The organism is Microlunatus sp. YIM B11417, assembly GCF_059617205.1.
Map to the genome: position 1 here is coordinate 37,564 of NZ_JCAMPJ010000006.1, position 18,399 is coordinate 55,962.

The following is an 18,399-nucleotide window of genomic DNA, read 5'->3' on the forward strand; positions in this document are numbered from 1 at the left end:
CGGCGGCGCCGGCTGATCAATCGCCGCGATAGGTGCCGAAGCTCCAGAGGCAGCCTTCCGGATCGGCGATCGTTGCGTCCCTGGTGTCGTGCGACGACGACTCCGGAGCACCGGCCGGGACGGCCCCGGCCCTCACAGCTCGTTCGTACAGGCCGTCCGGGTCGTCCGTGTGCAGATAGATTCCGATCGGGATCCGAGAGCCGAGGTCGGTGAAACCGGCTACATCCGGCTCGGCGGTATGGATCGTGACAATGGCACCCGATTGCCAGCGCAGCACGGCCTGGTTGATCGTTCCGGGAGTGTCGCCCGGATGGTGGGCGACCTCCTCGAATCCCAGGGCTTCCTCGAGAAATTGGATTGCTGAGGCGGCGTCTCGGTATCCGAGGCTCGGCCACAGTTTTGGTTGTGTCGTCGATTCCATATCGTCAGTTTGAGTTCTCGCCATCGTCGCCGCCTTGGACGAAAGGGAGGCTTTCGGAACGGAGCCAGGCTGTAGGGGCACAGCCGGCCAGCTCATGCCAATCGCGAATCATGTGCGCCTGGTCGAAGTAGCCGCACCGCGCCGCAATCTCGGCCATGGACGTTGTCGGGGCCGTACCGCCGCGCCCCACGCGTCCGAACCTCTTGACGAGTTCGCTGGATCGCTCGAACCGCAGGATGCGGGCGGCCTGTTTGGGCGTGATGCCGTACTCCCGAACGAACTTGTCCCTCAACTGGCGGTGACCGTAGCCCGACTCCGCAGCCAGAGCCCCGATCCGAACCGTGCCGCCGGAGCCGACTATGCGGTGCCAAGCCTGCCGGGCCCAGCGGTCCCCGCGGTTCCGGTCGGCGGCACGTGATGCCAGGGAACCCAAGGCCTGGTCCAGGACCGACCAGCAGACCTGCCAGTCGGTCGTGCTCCAGAGCCGTTCCGTGATGGCGTCGGCGGCCGGCCCGAGGATGGCGTCAAGATCAACGAACTGGCCTGCCAGGGCGGCTGCCGGCACGCCAAGCAGCTTTCTCGCTCCGAGTGGCGTCAGTTCGAGCGAGATGTTCCGCATTGGGCCACACATCGCCACATTCACAGGTCGCCGGTGCAGGCCTCCGACAAGCCCCGCATACCGACGTCCGTCCGATCCATCGGCGGAGTTGATCATGAGCGACTGACCCAGGCAGATGATGAACTCGAGATGGTGAGAGGGAAGCCCACGATGCACGAGTGGCGCAAAGTCCTCGAACCAGGAGCCGTGATAGCGACGGACATACGTACTGAGCGCATGCGCCGGGACTCCCGTCGCTGTGCTCGCCACCGGGTCGACCATGCCTCACGATATGACGCCCTACCGACTCGTCCAAGGACCCTGGCGCCCGCGGCGGCTGGATCGCGGACCGTCGGGGCCCGGATCGGCGACGAGCATCAAGCGATCGGTGCACGACCCGGTCGAGCCCTCGTTGCTCAGCGGCGCCGGCGGCCGAGGGCCCAGACCACGACCGCGGTCACCCCCGCCACGGCGGCCGCCGCCGCGGGGGCGTACCGCTTGATCGTCTCCACGGTGTCGGCAGGCACCGGCAGGCCGCCGGAACCGGGCCGGACCAGTTCCTGTCCGGTCCGGCCGTCGCGAGCCGCGGTACCGGGGTCCGCGCCGGTCTCCGGGATCGGGGCGGTGGCGAAGTCGGCGTCGTCACCGCGCGGGTCGACGAACGGCCCGTTCTCCTCGTCGACGAGGTCCTCCTCCTCGGCGAGGTCGTCGGGGGACTCGACGACCGGCTCCGGCTCGGGCTCCGGCGTCTCGGCCCCGGGCGTCTCGGCCGGGCCGAGTTCGTCGTACGTGAAGTCCTCCTCGGCGGCGGTCTCCTCGACGTCGACCTGTTCCTCGTCCTCGGTGAACTCGACCAGCTCGGGCTCCGGCTCGGCGGCGGGCTCGGCCGGGACCGGCTCGGTTTCCGGCGCCGCGGTCCGTCCGGTCAGCTGATCGGCGACATCGTGCACGAAGCGCTCCAGCACCCGGTCGACGACGTCGGAGATCACCGCCTCGCCGAACTGGGCCGGCCGGCCGGTCAGGTTGAGGGTGGTCTCGGCGACGATCTCGGTGCCGGACCGGCCGAGCCCGGCGAACCGGGCGGTCAGCTCGACGGTCGCGCCACCCTGGCCGCGGCGGTCCCGGCCCTTGGCCTCGATGACCAGCCGCCGCTCGGCCTGGTCGCGTTCCACGATCCGGCCGGAGCCGTTGTAGACCAGGAGAATCGCGCCGAACTTGATCTTGATCGACCCGGTGAAGTCGTCCCCGCGGACGCTCTCCAGGTTGGCGCCGGGGAAGCTGGGGGCGACCCGGTCGAGGCGATGGAATGCGGCCCACACATCCTCGACCCGGGCTGGGACGGTGAATCGGTGGTTGAGCTGCATCCGGTCATTGTCTCCTGCGGTCGTGGCTGGCTGCCAACTTCACCTAGGCGCCGGTCAGGTCCTCCTCGTCCTCGGCGCCGTCGGTCTCGGGTTCGTCGTCCTCGGGTCTGAGCTGGTCCAGGACGGCATCGTGCAGCCGTCCGTTGGTTGCGTAGGCACCCTCGCCGTTCGGGCCCGGCCGGCCGTCCAGATCGGTGAACCGGCCGCCCGCCTCGGCGACCACGATCGAGCAGGCGGCCATGTCGTGCAGCGCGAGTTCCGGCTCGCACGCGATGTCGACCGCGCCCTCGGCGAGCAGCATGTAGGACCAGAAGTCGCCGTACGCGCGGGTCCGCCAACAGGCTCGCAGCAGATCCACGAACTCCTGGCCCTGGCCGTTCTCCACCCAGCCGCCGATCGAGGAGTAGCTGAGCGAGGCGTCCTCGATCTTGGTCACGTCCGAGACGTGGCAGGGGGTGGCCGACATCAACGACTTCCCGGTGTACGCGCCGTTGCCGAGCGAGGCCCACCAGCGGCGGCCGAGCGCGGGTGCGCTGACCACGCCGACGACCACCTCCTCCTCGACCATCAGCGAGATCAGGCTGGCCCAGACCGGCACGCCGCGGACGAAGTTCTTGGTGCCGTCGATCGGGTCGATCACCCAGCGCCGCGGACCCCAGCCGGTGTCGTCCAGCTCCTCCCCGTGCACCGCGTCCCGCGGCCGGGCCCGGCCCAGCGTGCGCCGCAGCACCTCCTCGACCTCGGTGTCGGCGTCCGTCACCGGCGTCAGGTCGGGCTTGGTCATCACGTGCAGATCGAGCGACTTGAACCGGCTCATGGTGATCGAATCGGCGTCATCGGCCAGCAGATGCGCCAGGCGCAGATCGTCCGTGAGGCTCTGCTGGGAGGGGATGCTCGCCGCCATGGGGCATACCGTACTAGTGACCTGCCGACGCGCCCCGGCGCCACCACGCCGGTCTATGCAGTCGTGATCATTCGCCGGAACGACTCCAGCCGGCCGGCGGCCAGCCGTCCGTCGGCGACGGCGGTGTCCAGTGCGCATTCCGGGTCGGCCGCGGTGTGCCGGCAGCCGCGCGGGCAGTCGGCGGCGAACTCGGCGAGGTCGCCGAACGCGGCAACGATCCGGTCCGGCGTCACGTGGCTCAGCCCGAACGAGCGGACCCCGGGCGTGTCGATCACCCAGCCGTCGCCGTCCGGCAGAGCGAGGGCGATCGCCGACGTCGAGGTGTGCCGGCCCCGGCCGGTGACCTCGTTGACCTTGCCGATCGCCCGGTCGCTGCCCGGGATCAGCCGGTTCACCAGGGTGGACTTGCCCACCCCCGAGTGGCCGACCAGCACACTGACCCGGCCGGCCAGTGCGGACCGCAGCGGTTCCAGCTCGCTGTCCGGGGCCAGCACCACGCTGCGTACCCCGAGCGGCTGATACGCGGCGAGCAGTTCGTCCGGCGCGGCCAGGTCGGCCTTGGTCAGGCAGAGCAGCGGCTCCAGCCCGGCGTCGTAACCGGCGACCAGGATCCGGTCGATCATCCCGGTCCGCGGCGGCGGGTCGGCCAGGGCCGTGACGATGGCGAGTTGGTCGGCGTTGGCGACCACCGGCCGCTCGTACGGGTCGTCGTCGTCGGCCGTCCGGCGCAGCACCGTGGTCCGCTCCTCGACCTCGACGATCCGGGCCAGCGTGCCCTCCTCGCCGGAGGTGTCGCCGACGACCCGGGCCCGGTCCCCGACGATCACGCTCTTGCGGCCGAGCTGGCGGGCCTTGACCGCGATCACCTCACGGTCGTCGATCAGGATCCGGTAGCGCCCGCGGTCGATCGTGATGATCATGCCGATCTCGGCCTCGGAGTAGTCCGGGCGGTCCTTGGTCCGGGGCCTGCTGCGCCGACGAGGCCGGTCGAAGCCGGTGTGGTCGTCGTCGCGCAGACCCCTGGTTGTCATGCGGGGTCCCCGCGGCGCAGTTCGGGGGAGCGCAGCGGAGGAGAAGTGCGTCGTGGGGTGAATCTCATGCGTCGGTCGGCTCCAGGTCGACGACGGAGGAGTTGATCATGGACTGCCAGAGCTCGGCGAACTCGGGCATCGTCTTGGCGGTGCAGCCGATGTCGTCCAGCTCGATGTCGTTCACCACCAGGCCGAGCAGGGCGCCGGCGTGGGCCATCCGGTGATCGGCGTAGCAGTGCCAGAGGCCGCCGCCGAGCAGGCGCGGGTGGATCGTCAGCCCGTCGTCGGTCTGGGTGACGTGCGCGCCGAGGGCGTCCAGCTCGGTCTCCAGGGCCGCGAGCCGGTCGGTCTCGTGGCCGCGGATGTGGGCCACGTTGCGGATGTGGCTGGTCCCGTCGGCCAGTGCCGCGATCGCCGCGATCACCGGGGTCAGTTCGCTGGCCTCGCGCAGGTCGAGATCGACGGCATGCAGCTGGTCGGTGCCGATCACGGTCAGGCCCGAGTCGTTGCGGCCGACCGCGGCGCCGAATCGGGTCAGGATCTCCCGAAGTTGATCACCGGGCTGGTGGGTCCGCTCCGGCCAGTTGGGTACGGTCACCGTACCGCCGGTGATCGCCGCCGCGGCCAGGAACGGCGCGGCATTGGAGAGGTCGGGCTCGACGTCGACGTCGACCGGCGCGATCGGGCCCGGGGAGACGACCCAGCGAGCCGGCTCGCTGTCGTCCACCGCGACCCCGCGCTCGCGCAGCATCGCCACCGTCATGTCGATGTGCGGCTGGGACGGGACGTCCTTGCCGTCGTGGCGAAGATCAAGTCCCTCGGTGAACCGGGCGCCGGCGAGCAGCAGCGCGGAGACGAACTGGCTCGAGGTGGACGCGTCGATCGTGATCACGCCGCCCGGCAGGTCGGGTCGGCCGGTCAGCCGGAACGGCAACGTGGTGGCGTCGTCCGGCACCGTTGCGCCGCAGTCCCGCAGCGCGTTCAGCAGTACGTCCATCGGCCGCCGGTAGGCCTGCTCGTCGGCGTCGAAGGCGACCTCGCCGTCCGCCAGCGCGGCCACCGGCGGGACGAACCTCATCACGGTGCCGGCCAGGCCGCAGTCGATCGTGCCGCCGGCCGTGAACGTCTCCGGCGGTTCGACCCGCCACTCGTGCTCGGATTCGGTGATCTTGACCCCGAGCGTGCGCAGCGCGTCCCGCATCAGCCGGGTGTCCCGCGCGTCGAGCCCGTACCTGATCGTGGAGGGGCCGCTGGACAGCGCGGCCAGGATCAGCGCGCGGTTGGTCTCGGACTTGGAGCCGGGCACCGCGACGGTGGCCCGGATGGGAGCCGGGGCCAGCGGAGCGGGCCAGGTTTCGGTCGGAGTCGAGGTCACGCGGCGAGTTTACAAGTTACCCACCGCGCGAGCCCCGACCGTCGTTGATCAGTTCTCGCCGAGGTGGATGTTCTCGGTGGCCTTGTTGATCTTCTTCGCGACGTCGCTCTTCTTGACGTCCTTGATCACCTGCTCGGCCTGCTTGGCGACGTCCTCGCGGGCCCGCTCGGCGCCCTTGGCCAGGTTGTCCCGGCCCTTCCTGAGGTTCTTCCGGGCGTCCTTGGCGGCGCGCTCGGCGTTCTTCTTGAACTCCGCGGCCTGCTTCTCGGCGACCTTGCGAGCCTCGACGGCCTGCTTCTCGGCGACGATCTTGGCCTTCTTCAGATCCTTGGCGGCCTTCTTCCGGGCCCGCCGGGATCCGGCGACCACGGTGCCGGCGAGCAGGGCGCCGCTGGCCAGCGCCTCCTCGGCGAACTCGCGGCCCTCCTTGACGGCCTTCTTGCTCGACTTCTTCGTGTCCCGGGCGAGCGCCTCACTGCCGCGGCGGGCCCGCCAGGCCAGGCTCGGCTTGCCCTCGGTGTCGCCGGCCGCCAGCAGCACGCCGCCGAGCAGGCTGGCGTTCTTGAGGAAGTGGGCCTTGTCGACCGCTTCCTCCTCCGGGTTGTCCCGGGTCCAGAACGGGTGCTTCGCGATCGTGCTCGGCACCAACGAGGCGGCGAGCAGCAGCGCGCCGAGCCGGCGGCCCTTGCCGGTGGCCAGCGCGAATCCGCCGGCCAACTGCAGCGCACCGTTGATCCTGATCAGGGTCGCCGCATCCTCCGGGATGTACTTGGCGACGGTGTCCGGCGCGTAGTCCTTGACCAGTGGCACCACCTTGTCGGCGATCGGCTGGGCGGCGGGGACGAGCGAGTCCGGATCCTTGACGGCCTTGACCCCGGAGACCACGAAATACGAGGCGAGCAGGGTTCGGGCGGCTGCGCGAAGCAAAGTCATGACCCATTCCTACCGTGCGTTCGGACCGCCGCCAAGTGGAGCCGCCGGTGAGTCCTTGGCGTAGCGCAGCGACACGTAGGCGTTGATCCCGGAGAACCTGCCGTGCCGGACCGGTCGGCGTTCGTACTCGACGTAACCGAGGCGGCGGTAGACGCTGAGCGCGGCGTCGTTGGTGTCGGCCACTTCGGCGAGCACGAAGCTGTCGTACTGGGGGAGGGTGTGCAGCCACCGCAGCAGCGCCGACGCGACACCTCTCCCGCGCTGCCGGGCCGCCGTCGCGACGAACTCGATCGAGCCCTGGCCCGGGCGCGGGTCCTTGATCGGCTCGCTGAACTGGCCGGTGAACACCCAGTGCGCGAAGCTGCCCCGGATCAGACCGAGATGCCGGCGCATGGTCGCGGCGTCGGACCGGACGCAGCCCTGTATGCCGTCGGTGCAGGCCGCGATCCCGGCCGGCTCGCCGTCGACGGTGGCGACATAGAAGAGATCCAGGTCGAACGTGTGCGCGAAGGCATCGACCAGCCGCCCCGGGTCCTTGGCGAACGCGGTGAAGTGCCGGCCGAAGCCGTCCACGAAGATCTCGCTGACGAGCCGCGGTGCGTCGTCGCCCAGGTCGCGGGCGGGCACGATGTCGATCATGAAGTCTCCTTGATCAGAAAGGCGGTCAGCAGGTCCGGCGTCGGGGCCGAGAACCGGTCACCGCGGATCAGGCTCACCTGGGCCAGGCCGCCGAGCGTGGCGTAGAAGAGGTCGGCGAGGGCGTCGGCCGGTCCGTCCCGGAACGCGCCGTCCCGCTGCCCCCGCTCGATCAGCCGTACGGTCTCGCTCCGGAGCGCCTCGTGCCGGCCCAGCAGGGCCTCGATCCGCGGATCGTCGGGTCCCTTGAACACCGCCTGCTGCAGCAGCAGGTAGAACTCGAGCGTCGCCCCGCCGCACGCGAGGTCATCCAGGTACTCGGAGGCGAACGCCAAGATCAACTCAGCCGCCGGCCGGTCGCTCCGGAACAGGGCGGCGACCCGGTCCAGGCCGGCGGCCGCCTGCTCGACCAGGTCGCCGAACAGGTCCTCCTTGGTCCGGTAGTGCCGATACAGCAGTCCGGCGCTCACTCCGGCGGCAGCCGCGATGTCCCCGACGCTGGTCGCCGCGAACCCCTTCCGGGTGAACAACGTGATCGCCGCGGCCTGCAGCTTCTCCCGGGTCGCCGCCCGGATCGCCTCGTTCTGCGCCTCGCTCCGTGGCACCGATGCACCCCCTCCATCAATGAGTGAATCTTCATTCATTGTAGTCGATGAGAATCGCTTCACCAGGTTTCTTGTCGCATGACCAGGAAGACTTCTGTGGCAAAGCGACGGTTTTTCACAGGACGTGAAAAACCGCGCGGAGCGTCGGGCCGGGCCGGGCGGGTTGTCGGGAGCGGGGAGTAGCGTCAGGTTCATGTGTGGCAGGTACGCGACCTCGCGCAGTTCGGACGATCTGGCGGCGGAGTTCGAGGTGGACGACATCTTCGACGGGCTGCCCGGGCCGGACTACAACGTCGCGCCGACGGTGGCGGTGCCGGCCGTGTTCGAGCGGACGGCGAAGGACACCGGGGAGACCCGGCGGCGGCTGGCGCCGCTGGTCTGGGGGCTGGTGCCGTCCTGGTCGAAGTCGGCCACCGGCGGCGCGAAGTTGATCAACGCCCGGGTGGAGAGCGTGGCGGAGAAGCCGTCGTTCCGGCGGGCCTTCGCGGCCCGGCGTTGCCTGTTGCCGGCCGACGGCTACTACGAGTGGTACCTGCCGGAGGCGGCTCGGGCGGCGTCCGGGCGGGCGCTGACCGGCCTCGGCAAGACGAAGAAGCAGCCCTTCTTCATCCGGCGGACGGACGGCGGGGTGCTGGCCATGGCGGGGCTGTACGAGATCTGGCGGGATCCGGCCAAGGACCGCGACGACGACACGGCCTGGCTGCGGACCTGCACGGTGATCACCACGGAGGCCACTGATGCGGTCGGTCACATCCACGACCGGATGCCGATGGTGATCGGTGCCGAGTCCTTCGACGCCTGGCTGGACCCGAAGCAGGACGACGCCGCCGCGGCGCTGGAACTGCTGTCGGTGACCGACCCCGCCCAACTGGAGGCCTACCCGGTGTCGACGGATGTGAACAAGGTGCAGAACAATGATCCGTCGCTGCTGCTGCCGCTCGCCGACGACGAGGACGACGGCGACCAGGACCGACTGCTCTAGGACGTTCATGATCATCGAGACCCCGACCCCCGAAGGCCCGGGCCGGCTGCACGTCGCGCCCGCCGAGTCGCCGCGCGCGCTGCTGGTGCTGGGGCACGGCGCCGGCGGCGGCATCGACGCGATGGACCTCAAGCTGCTGGCCGGCTACCTGCCCGGCGAGGGGATCGCGGTGGCCCGGTTCGAGCAGCCGTGGCGGGTCGCGGGCCGCAAGATCGCCGTACCGCCGCCGCGGCTGGATGTCGGCTGGACCGCCGCGCTGAAGGCCTTCCGGACGGTGCCTGAGTTCACCGACCTGCCGCTCTATCTGGGCGGCCGCAGTGCCGGGGCGCGGGTCGCCTGCCGGACCGCGAACGAGCTCGGTGCCCGCGGCGTGGTCTGTCTGGCCTTCCCGCTGCACCTGCCGGGCCGGCCGGAGAAGTCCCGGGCGCCGGAGCTGCTCACGCCGGACGTGCCGCGGCTGGTGCTGCAGGGGACCAAGGACACGTTCGGCAGCGCGGACGAGGTGCGGGCCGCGGCCGCCGGCGACCCGGGGGTCCGGATCGTCGACCTGCCCGGCGTCGACCACGGCTACCGGGTCGCCAAGGCGGCGGAGTGGACGGCGGCCGACCTGCGGGCCGAGCTGAAGCGCCAGGTGCTGGACTTCCTGACCGCCGGGCGGGAATAACTCCCGCTCGACGGCGTTGCCGATGAGGTACGTCGTTGTCGTCGGAGGAGTGGATGCCAGCCGTGTTGTTGGAACGGGAGCGCCCGTCAGTACGCTCGTACCTGATGACCATACCGACCAGTCCCGCGACCGCGGCCGATCAGGTGAGCGAGACCCCGGGCGAAGAGACGCCGGAGCAGCGGAACGCCCGCTTCGAGGCGGACGCGCTCGGCTTCCTCGATCAGCTGTACGCGGCCGCGCTGCGGATGACCCGTAATCCGGCCGATGCCGAGGATGTGGTGCAGGAGACGTACGCGAAGGCGTATGCGTCGTTCAACCAGTTCACGCCGGGCACCAACCTGAAGGCCTGGCTGTACCGGATCCTGACCAACACCTACATCAACAACTACCGGCGGCGGCAACGGCAGCCGCAGATCGCCGGCGGTGAGACGATCGAGGACTGGCAACTGGCCCGGGCTGCGGCGCACAGCTCGGACGGATTGAAGTCGGCGGAGATGGTGGCGCTGGAGCACCTGCCTGATTCCGACGTCAAGGAGGCGCTGCAGAAGCTGGCGCCCGACTTCCGGTTGGCCGTGTTCCTGGCCGACGTCGAAGGTTTTTCGTACAAGGAGATCGCCGAGATCATGGAAACGCCGATCGGGACCGTGATGTCGCGGCTGAACCGCGGCCGGACGCAGCTGCGTCGCCACCTCGCCGACTATGCCGTCGAGCGGGGCCTGATCCGGCAGGAGGCGAGCAAGTCATGACGGGAGCGGAAACCCCGGGCGAGCACGACTGTGAGCAGGTGCTGACCCGGGTCTACGAGTTCCTGGACCACGAACTGGACGACGCGTCCGGCGACGCGATCCGGAGCCATCTGGCGGCCTGCGAGCCGTGCCTGGAGCGGTTCGACGTCGAGCAGGCGGTGAAGTCGCTGGTGTCGCGCTGCTGCGGCAACGACAAGGCACCGGACCAGCTGCGCTCGAAGGTGCTGCGCCGCATCTCGGAGCTTTCCGAGACCTGAGCCGCAACGTGCCCTGAGCCTGTCGAAGGCCCGATGATCTCGGCTTCGACAGGCTCAGGAAACGTTCTGGGTACGGGTCAGGCGTTGGGACGCTTCCCGTGGTTGGCGCCCTTCTTGCGCCGCGCCCGACGCTTGCGGCCGGTCTTGCCCATCTCTAGCCTCCTTAGCGGTGTTGCCCGCCCGGGCTCCACTTCGTCACCGGGCGCAAGGCGACATATTCTGCCATGACCTGCGTGATGGTCGATTCGAGGAGGTGGGTGGTGAAAGCACGCCAGAGCGATGTGGCCCGCGAGGCAGGTGTCTCGCCGCGCACCGTGTCGAACGTGATCAACGGCTACCCGCACATCCGGCCCGAGACGGTGGCCCGGGTGCAGGCCGCGATCGAGAAGCTCAACTACATCCCGAACCGGTCGGCCCGGACGCTGCGGACCGGCAAGATCGGCATCATCGGGCTCGCCGTCCCGGAGCTGACCCTGCCGTACTTCGCCGACCTGGCGACCAAGATCACCACCGCGGCCGAGGCGCGCGGCTTCACGATCCTGATCGACATCACCGAGGGCAAGGCGGACCGGGAGCGGCTGATCGCCGGCGGCCTGCGCCCGCACGCCATCGACGGCCTGATCCTCTCGCCGCTGCGGCTGCGGGCCCGCGAGGTCGACGACGCCTCGGACGGTACGCCGCTGGTGCTGCTCGGCGAGTGGAGCGAACCGAGCAGCAACCACGCCTACGTCGGCGTCGACAACATCGCCGCCGCCGGCGCCGCGACCCAGCACCTGATCGGGCTGGGCCGCCGCCGGATCGCCGCGATCGGCACCGTGCCCGGCCGGGAGGGCGGTACGGCCTCGCAGCGGTTCGAGGGCTACCGGCGCGCCGTCACCGCGGCCGGCCTGCCGGTCCGGCAGGAGTCGGTGCAGAAGTTCAACCGGGTCCAGGGCGAGGCCGCGATGGAACGGCTGCTGGACGACGATCCGCGGCCAGATGCCGTCTTCTGCTTCAACGACCTGGTCGCGGTCGGTGCGCTCGCCGCCCTGCGGCGCCGCGGACTCTCGGTCCCCGGCGACGTCGCCCTGATCGGCTGGGACGACATCCGCGAGGTCTCGTACAGCTGGCCGCCGATCAGCAGCATCCGGGCCGACTCGGACCAGATCGCCGCGATCGCGGTCGAGATGATCATCGACCAGCTGACCGGCAACCGCCCGACCGAACTGCACCGTACGGTCGGCTACACCCTGATCGCCCGCGAGAGCACGGTCGGCCCGACCCCCTCCTGATCACAACGCTCCCTGAGCGTGTCGCAGGGCAAGGACGATCTGGCTCGCCCTTCGACAAGCTCAGGGAGCGTTGTCGTCTCGGGATCGGGGCGGGGTGGTCGCGGAACGCAGGAGGCCGTTAGACTCCGTTCTTGCCACGTGGCAAATTCGGAGGGGGAGGGCAATGGTTGGCCTCGATCGCCGGGCGTTTCTCGGGCTGGCCGGTGTCGGCGCGGGTGCGGCGCTGATCGCCGGTTGCTCGCCGGGAGCGGCGCCGCAACAGGAGCGCAGCGCCGACAAGATCGTCTGGTGGGACCAGTTCCTGCCGACCCAGGACGTCGAGAAGGAGCTGTTCGCCGAGTTCGCCTCCGGCGAGGGCGGGCTGCCGGTCGACTACGCGGTCTACGACCCGGCCAAGATGGGCCAGGCGCTGCAGTTGGCCAAGCAGAGCAACCAGCTGCCGGACGTGTTCACGTTGGCCGGCGTCGGTGCGCCGACCTCGGCCCTGATGGAGCAGGGCTGGTTCCAGCCGGTCACCCTGGACGACAAGGTCAAGGCGGCCCTGCCGGCGGGCACGCTGCTCGAGGGCGTGAACGTCTTCGACGGCCGGGTGTACGGCTTGCCGCTGTTCGGCTGGCGGATGCACGACGCGCAGAACTGGTTCAACACCGAGCTGTTCACCAAGGCCGGCCTCGATCCGGCCGAACCGCCGGTCGGCTACGACGAGGTACGGGCAGCGGCCCGCGCGATCAAGCAGGCCGGCGCCGCGGGCTGGATCGCGCCGCTGCAGTTCACCGACCGGATCGCCGCCCAGATCCACCAGCTCGCCGAGGCGGCCGGCTCGCCGTCGGTCGGCGGGATCGACATCCTGACCGGTGAGTACACGGTCGGCAATGATCACTACCTGGCCGCGATCGACTGGTGGCTGGCGCTGCAGGCCGACGGCGTGCTGTTCGAGGGCTCGGCGTCACTGAACGCGCGGACGGCGCGGGCCCGCTGGGCGGCCGGATCGGCCGGGATGTTCTTCGACGGCCCGTACTGCATCGGCGTGGTGGCCCAGGACTTCGGCGAGTTCGCGTCGAAGGTGGGCGTGGCGCCGATCCCGGTGCCCGACGCGTCGACGCCGGCCGCGGTCAACCATGTCCCGCGCGGCAGCACGCTCTGGGTGTCCAAGTCGTCCAAGGTCGCCGAGCAGGCCTCCAAGCTGTTGTCGATCATGGTCGGCAAGGAGGCCCAGATCCGGATGCTGGCCGGGATGAACGCGCCGGCGATCTACTCCGGCACGGTGGCCGAGGCGGAGGTGCACCCGGCCTTCAAACAGTCGGTCGAGCTGTGCGAGAAGACCGACTTCCTGGCGCCCGACCCGGTGGTCCGCAACCCAGCCGTGGCCAAGGTGACCGGCGCGATGAAGTCGATCGAGCCGGGCCTCGGCGAGATCGTCGCCGGCGTGATGTCCGGTGACGTGCCGGACGCCCGGGCCGCCTTGATCAAGTATCGGGACGCCCAGACGGCCGAGCGGGAGCGGGCGATCAAGCAACTCGCCGGCAAGGGCGTCACCGCGAGTCCCGACGACTGGAAGTTCCCCGACTGGCAGCGCGGCCAGGACTACACCACCGAGCCCGGGAAGTGATCATGGCCGACGCCAAGCGACCGAACGTGGTGATCATCCTCGCCGACGACCTCGGCTACTCCGACATCGGCTGCTACGGCTCCGAGATCGAGACACCGCACCTGGACGCGCTCGCCGCCGCCGGGGTACGGATGTCGCAGTTCTACAACACGGCGCGCTGCTCGCCGTCGCGAGCCTCGCTGCTGACCGGGTTGCACCCGCACCAGACCGGCATCGGCGTGCTGACCCGCAACGACGGGCCCGGCGGCTATCCCGGCACCCTGTCCCAGGAGTGCGCCACCCTGGCCGAGATCCTGGGCAGCCAGGGCTACGCGACCGCGATGGCCGGCAAGTGGCACCTGACCGGTCAGATCCGCGAGCCGGACGAGACCTGGCCGACCCGGCGCGGATTCGACCATCACTACGGGATCGTCGCCGGTGCCGCCAGCTACTACGATCCGGCGACCCTGACCGAGGACGAGCAGCCGGCCGAGGCGGGCGCCGGCTACTACCTGACCACCGAGCTCGGCGAGCGGGCGGCCGGCTATGTCCATGATCATCACGCGGCCGAGCCGGAGCAGCCGCTGTTCCTCTACCTGGCGCTGACCGCGCCGCACTGGCCGCTGCACGCGCCGGAGGACGTGGTCCAGCGCTACCAGGAGCGCTACCTGGCCGGCTGGGACCAGCTCCGCGAGGAGCGCCACGGGCGACAGCGGGCGTCGGGCTTGATCAACGCGGACTGGCCGCTGTCCGAGCGGGACGAGGAGGTGCCGGCCTGGTCCGACACCGCGGACCAGGAGTGGCAGGCCCGCCGGATGGCCGTCTACGCGGCCCAGGTCGAGCTGGCCGACGCCGCGATCGGCCGCGTCGTCGCCGCGCTGCGCGACGCCGGCCGGCTCGACGACACCATGATCATCTTCCTGTCGGACAACGGGGGCTGCGCGGAGGAGATGCCACCCGGGTACGCCGACGAGCTGCCCGCGAAGCCGATCCACACTCCGCTGACCTCGCCGTCCGGCGAGCGGGTCCGGACCGGCAACGCGCCCGAGATCGTCCCGGGCGGGGCGGACACGTACACCTCCTACGGCAAGCCCTGGGCGAACCTGTCCAACACGCCGTTCCGCGAGTACAAGCACTGGGTGCACGAGGGCGGCATCGCGACGCCGCTGATCGCGCACTGGCCGGCCGGGCTGGCCGGCGGGGTCACCGTGCACGACCCGTACCAGCTGCCGGACGTCGTGGCCACCGTGCTGGCGGCGACCGGCGCCGAGTATCCGGACCGCCGCGGTGATCATCCGGTGCCGCCGGCCGAGGGCACCTCGATGCTGCCGTCCTGGCGGGGCGGCGCGGTCGAAGATCATGAACTGTTCTGGGAGCACGAGGGCAACAGTGCGGTACGGCGCGGCCGCTGGAAGCTGGTCCGCAAGCATGCCCAGCCCTGGGAGCTGTACGACCTCGACGCCGACCGGACCGAGCTGCACGACGTCGCCGGTGATCATCCCGGCCTGGTCCAGGAGTTGATCACCGCCTACCAGGCCTGGGCCGACCGGTGTGGCGTGCTCCCGCGGGAGCAGGTGCTGGCCACTCATGATCAAGGTCCGGCCAGCGGTCCGTTCCTGGTCGTCGACAGCTACCGGTCGGCGCGGGCTGTCGCCTCCGTCGAGGGGAGCGCGTCGTGACCGGGATCCCGAGCAACGCGATCGACGGCGCCGAACCGCCGCGAGCGGGCGGCCGGCGGCGCCGGGTCCGCCGCACCGAGCTGATGGTCTACCTGTTCCTGCTGCCCACGATCGTGCTCTACGGGCTGTTCACCGTCTATCCGATCATCGGCAGCTACTGGTACTCCTTCCTGGACTGGAACGGTTTCGAGGCGGTCAAGACCTGGGTCGGCCTGGCCAACTACGCCGAGGTGCTGGCCGACCCGATGTTCTGGAACTCGTTCCGGGTCACCGTGACGTTCACCCTGCTCGCCGTGCCGATCAAGGTCTTCCTGGCCCTGCTGCTGGCGATCCTGCTCAACTCGCCGCGGATGCCGTGGTCCGGCTTCTTCCGGACCGCCTTCTTCCTGCCGGTGGTGACGACGACGGCGATCGTCGGCGTCGTGATGCAGTTCGTCTTCGACCCGGCCTCCGGCCCGGTCAACCTCGGACTGCTGGAGCTGGGCTTCCTGGACCAGGGGATCAACTTCCTCGGCGACTCCAAGACCGCGCTGCCGACCGTGGTCGGGGTGTTCGTCTGGAAGTGGTTCGGCACCACGCTGATCTACTGGCTGGCGGCCCTGCAGACGATCCCGCGTGATCTCTACGAGGCCGCGGCGATCGACAAGGCCGGCCCGGTGCGGATGTTCGGCTCGATCACGCTGCCGCTGCTGAAGCCGTTCCTGATCATCATCACGCTGCTCACACTGGAGTCCACGCTGCAGGTGTTCGACCTGATGCTGACGATGACCGGCGGCGGCCCGTTCTACGCGACCCAGGTGATGGAGATCTACATCTACGAGGCGGCGTTCGCGTCGACCACGCCGAGGCTCGGCTTCGCCTCCGCGGCGGCGGTCCTGTTCGGCCTGTTCATCTGCGGGGTCGGCCTGTTCCAGCTGGTCGGCATCCGCGCCGCACAGAAGATGAGGACGACGAAATGAGTGCGCCCACGACGACAAGACCGGCTCGCGCGGCGACCGGCGCGCCGGCTCCGGCGGCCCGCCGGCGTCCGGCCGGCCGGGTGCTGCGCCGGCTGCCGTACTGGTTCGCGGCGGTGATCCTGATCGGGCTGGTCGCGGTCTGGATCTACCCGTTCCTGTGGATGGTGTCGGCGGCGCTGAAGTCGCCGCTGGAAGTGTTCAGCGCCGGCCTCAACCTGATCCCGGAATCGCCGGTGTGGGACAACTTCCGCCGGGCCTGGGTCGACGCCCGGTTCTCCCAGTACCTGCTGAACACGGTGATCGTCACCGCGCTGACCGTACTGCTGGTGTTGATCAGGTGCTCGATGACCGGGTACGTGCTCGCCCGCTACTCGTTCTTCGGTCGCAAGATCATTCTCGGCATCCTGGTGGCGACCCTGTTCGTGCCGGCCGGCTACACGATCATTCCGGTGATCGACCTCGCCACCCGGCTGGGCATGCTCAACTCGCTCTGGGGCATGATCGTCGCGCTCTCCGGCGGTGCCCACGTCGCCTCGATCCTGCTCTACCTCGGCTACTTCCGGCAGCTGCCGAAGGAGCTGGAGGAGGCGGCGATCATGGACGGGGCCGGCTTCTTCCGGACCTTCTTCCAGGTGATGCTGCCGCTCGCCATGCCGGTCACTGCGACGGTCACGCTGATGACGTTCCTGTCCACCTGGAACGCGTTCTTCCTGCCGCTGGTGTTCACCTTCTCCCGGCCTGACCTGCGGACCCTGAGCGTCGGCATGCTCGCCTTCATCGGCGAGAACTCCACCGACTGGTCCGGCATGGCCGCCGCGGCGACGATCTCGCTGCTGCCGGTCGTGCTGTTGTTCATCCTGTTGCAGCGCTACTTCGTCGAGGGAATCGCAGGAGCCGTCAAGTCGTGACCACACAAGATCAACAACGCCCGAACATCCTGCTGCTGTGCACCGATCAACAGCGGTTCGACGCCCTCGGCGCCGCCGGCAACCCGGAGATCCACACGCCCAACCTTGATCGACTGGCCGGCCAGGGCGCCCGGTTCACCCAGTGCTACGTGCAGAACCCGGTCTGCGGGCCGTCCCGCGCGTCGCTGATGACCGGCCAGTACGTGCACCGGCACGGCCTCTGGGCCAACGGCGTCTCGCTGCCCGACGACGCGACGGTGATCACCGAGCCGCTCGCCGCGACCGGCTACGACTGCGGCCTGGTCGGCAAGCTGCACCTGGCCGCCTGCATGAAGGGCCGGACCGAGTACGCCCCGGCGGGGATGCGGGTTTTCCGTTGGGCCCACGACCCGTACCGCGGATCGTCGGAGAACGCGTACCACCGCTATCTGAAGGCCGTGCATCCCGAGCTCTACCGCCGGGCGGTCGACCGGGACGACCCACTGGGGTTCGACGCGATGCCGACCGAGGCGCACTACAGCCATTGGATCGCCGAGGAGACGATCGACTTCCTCACCGAGAGCCGCCGGCCGGACCAGCCGTTCTTCTTCATCGCCAACTTCTTCGATCCGCACCACGGGTTCGGCGCTCCGCCGGAGTACCTGGACCGCTACGACCCGGAGCAGCTGAGCCGCCCGGTCGGCAGCCCCGAGGAACTGGCGACCAAACCCGACATCTACACCGACGCGTCCAAGGAGTCCTACGGCGGTCACGCCCGCGGCTTCGCCGACTACAGCGCCGAGGAACTGCAGCAGGTGAAGGCCGCCTACTACGCGATGGTGACCCTGATCGACGACGAGGTCGGCCGGATCCTGGATTCCCTGGAGGCCGAGGGCCTGGCCGACGACACGATCGTGATCTTCACCTCCGATCACGGGGAGATGCTCGGTGATCATCAGCTGATGCTCAAGGGCCCGATGATGTACGACTGCTCGGTCCGGGTCCCGCTGCTGATCCGCTATCCCGGCCGGATCGCGGAGGGCACCGTGATCGACGACCTGGTGCAGTGGATCGACCTGTCCGCGACGATCCTCGACGCGGCCGGTGCGCCGGCGTTGCCGGAGGCGCAGGGGAGCAGCCTGCTGCCGCGCGCGACCGGGCGGACCGAGACGCCGATCCGGGACTGGGCCATCAGCGAGTACCGGAACTCCGGGCATCCGTACGATCCGCCGGTGCACACCACGATGCTGCGGCACGGCGTCCACAAGCTCGTGGTCCACCACGGCGGGCCGGCGACGAACCGGAGCCGGCAGGGGGAGTTGTACGACCTCGCCGCCGACCCCGACGAACTGATCAACCTCTACGACGACCCGGCCCACGCCGCAACTCGGCTGGCCCTGGTCGAACTCCTCCTCGACATCGGTGTCGCGACCGAGGACCGGAATCAGCCACGACTGGACTTCTGGTGAGGGCGCTCGATCTCTGAGCCGCTCTCGTAC

At 69.8% G+C, this 18,399-nt stretch carries 20 protein-coding genes; 10 read left to right on the plus strand and 10 right to left on the minus strand.

All coding sequences use genetic code 11. The features are described from left to right. Positions 1-16 precede the first annotated feature (16 nt). The 9 genes from AC6CCG_RS25040 to AC6CCG_RS25080 form a co-directional block, all read right to left on the minus strand. Positions 17-421: a VOC family protein gene (locus tag AC6CCG_RS25040; RefSeq protein ID WP_496657481.1), complete on the minus strand. Its 405-nt coding sequence runs from the start codon at positions 419-421 to the stop codon at positions 17-19. Between the two features lie 4 nt (positions 422-425). Next, on the minus strand, positions 426-1,301 hold the full coding sequence (locus tag AC6CCG_RS25045) for an AraC family transcriptional regulator (protein WP_496657482.1): 876 nt from the start codon (positions 1,299-1,301) through the stop codon (positions 426-428). A 134-nt stretch (positions 1,302-1,435) separates the two neighbouring features. Beyond that, positions 1,436-2,383 carry an SRPBCC family protein gene (locus tag AC6CCG_RS25050; RefSeq protein WP_496657483.1) on the minus strand — a complete coding sequence of 316 codons (948 nt, stop codon included), beginning with the start codon at positions 2,381-2,383 and terminating at the stop codon, positions 1,436-1,438. Positions 2,384-2,426: 43 nt separating this feature from the next. Continuing rightward, on the minus strand, positions 2,427-3,287 hold the full coding sequence (locus AC6CCG_RS25055) for an inositol monophosphatase family protein (RefSeq protein ID WP_496657484.1): 861 nt from the start codon (positions 3,285-3,287) through the stop codon (positions 2,427-2,429). A gap of 53 nt (positions 3,288-3,340) precedes the next feature. Continuing rightward, the gene (gene rsgA / locus AC6CCG_RS25060) at positions 3,341-4,318 is read right to left on the minus strand and encodes a ribosome small subunit-dependent GTPase A (protein ID WP_496657485.1); all 978 of its coding nucleotides are present in this window, start codon (positions 4,316-4,318) and stop codon (positions 3,341-3,343) included. A 64-nt stretch (positions 4,319-4,382) separates the two neighbouring features. Next, on the minus strand, positions 4,383-5,693 hold the full coding sequence (gene aroA / locus AC6CCG_RS25065) for a 3-phosphoshikimate 1-carboxyvinyltransferase (protein ID WP_496657486.1): 1,311 nt from the start codon (positions 5,691-5,693) through the stop codon (positions 4,383-4,385). 48 nt (positions 5,694-5,741) lie between these two features. Next, the gene (locus tag AC6CCG_RS25070) at positions 5,742-6,626 is read right to left on the minus strand and encodes a DoxX family membrane protein (RefSeq protein ID WP_496657487.1); all 885 of its coding nucleotides are present in this window, start codon (positions 6,624-6,626) and stop codon (positions 5,742-5,744) included. Between the two features lie 9 nt (positions 6,627-6,635). Beyond that, positions 6,636-7,265, minus strand: a complete 630-nt coding sequence (locus AC6CCG_RS25075) for a GNAT family N-acetyltransferase (protein WP_496657488.1) — start codon at positions 7,263-7,265, stop codon at positions 6,636-6,638. Then, on the minus strand, positions 7,262-7,867 hold the full coding sequence (locus tag AC6CCG_RS25080; RefSeq protein ID WP_496657489.1) for a TetR/AcrR family transcriptional regulator: 606 nt from the start codon (positions 7,865-7,867) through the stop codon (positions 7,262-7,264). The genes AC6CCG_RS25075 and AC6CCG_RS25080 overlap by 4 nt, the downstream gene beginning before the upstream one ends. A gap of 193 nt (positions 7,868-8,060) precedes the next feature. Here AC6CCG_RS25080 and AC6CCG_RS25085 point away from each other — a divergent pair, with 193 nt between their 5' ends. The 4 genes from AC6CCG_RS25085 to rsrA all read left to right on the plus strand — a co-directional run bounded on the left by AC6CCG_RS25085 (position 8,061) and on the right by rsrA (position 10,516). After that, positions 8,061-8,849, plus strand: coding sequence for an SOS response-associated peptidase (locus tag AC6CCG_RS25085; protein WP_496657490.1), 789 nt, complete (start codon positions 8,061-8,063; stop codon positions 8,847-8,849). A gap of 7 nt (positions 8,850-8,856) precedes the next feature. Further along, positions 8,857-9,513, plus strand: a complete 657-nt coding sequence (locus tag AC6CCG_RS25090; protein ID WP_496657491.1) for an alpha/beta hydrolase family protein — start codon at positions 8,857-8,859, stop codon at positions 9,511-9,513. 104 nt (positions 9,514-9,617) lie between these two features. Next, entirely contained in the window at positions 9,618-10,259 is a 642-nt protein-coding gene (locus AC6CCG_RS25095; protein WP_496657492.1) for a sigma-70 family RNA polymerase sigma factor, read from the plus strand. Further along, the gene (gene rsrA / locus AC6CCG_RS25100) at positions 10,256-10,516 is read left to right on the plus strand and encodes a mycothiol system anti-sigma-R factor (RefSeq protein ID WP_496657493.1); all 261 of its coding nucleotides are present in this window, start codon (positions 10,256-10,258) and stop codon (positions 10,514-10,516) included. The genes AC6CCG_RS25095 and rsrA overlap by 4 nt, the downstream gene beginning before the upstream one ends. 77 nt (positions 10,517-10,593) lie before the next feature. Here rsrA and AC6CCG_RS25105 read toward each other — a convergent pair whose 3' ends face one another. Continuing rightward, positions 10,594-10,668, minus strand: a complete 75-nt coding sequence (locus AC6CCG_RS25105; RefSeq protein WP_369797015.1) for a 50S ribosomal protein bL37 — start codon at positions 10,666-10,668, stop codon at positions 10,594-10,596. Positions 10,669-10,776: 108 nt separating this feature from the next. On the opposite strand from AC6CCG_RS25105, the gene AC6CCG_RS25110 reads away from it, so the two are divergent. From AC6CCG_RS25110 to AC6CCG_RS25135, 6 genes are all read left to right on the plus strand, one after another. Beyond that, positions 10,777-11,787, plus strand: coding sequence for a LacI family DNA-binding transcriptional regulator (locus AC6CCG_RS25110; protein ID WP_496657494.1), 1,011 nt, complete (start codon positions 10,777-10,779; stop codon positions 11,785-11,787). A gap of 163 nt (positions 11,788-11,950) precedes the next feature. Next, positions 11,951-13,396, plus strand: a complete 1,446-nt coding sequence (locus AC6CCG_RS25115) for an ABC transporter substrate-binding protein (RefSeq protein WP_496657495.1) — start codon at positions 11,951-11,953, stop codon at positions 13,394-13,396. A 2-nt stretch (positions 13,397-13,398) separates the two neighbouring features. Continuing rightward, positions 13,399-15,054 (plus strand): arylsulfatase, encoded by a 1,656-nt coding sequence (locus AC6CCG_RS25120; protein ID WP_496657496.1) that lies wholly within the window; start codon positions 13,399-13,401, stop codon positions 15,052-15,054. Further along, positions 15,051-16,013 (plus strand): carbohydrate ABC transporter permease, encoded by a 963-nt coding sequence (locus tag AC6CCG_RS25125; RefSeq protein ID WP_496657497.1) that lies wholly within the window; start codon positions 15,051-15,053, stop codon positions 16,011-16,013. Before AC6CCG_RS25120 ends, AC6CCG_RS25125 begins: the two co-directional genes overlap by 4 nt. Further along, the gene (locus AC6CCG_RS25130) at positions 16,010-16,921 is read left to right on the plus strand and encodes a carbohydrate ABC transporter permease (RefSeq protein WP_496657498.1); all 912 of its coding nucleotides are present in this window, start codon (positions 16,010-16,012) and stop codon (positions 16,919-16,921) included. Before AC6CCG_RS25125 ends, AC6CCG_RS25130 begins: the two co-directional genes overlap by 4 nt. Beyond that, entirely contained in the window at positions 16,918-18,369 is a 1,452-nt protein-coding gene (locus tag AC6CCG_RS25135; RefSeq protein ID WP_496657499.1) for a sulfatase family protein, read from the plus strand. Before AC6CCG_RS25130 ends, AC6CCG_RS25135 begins: the two co-directional genes overlap by 4 nt. Positions 18,370-18,399 lie beyond the last annotated feature (30 nt).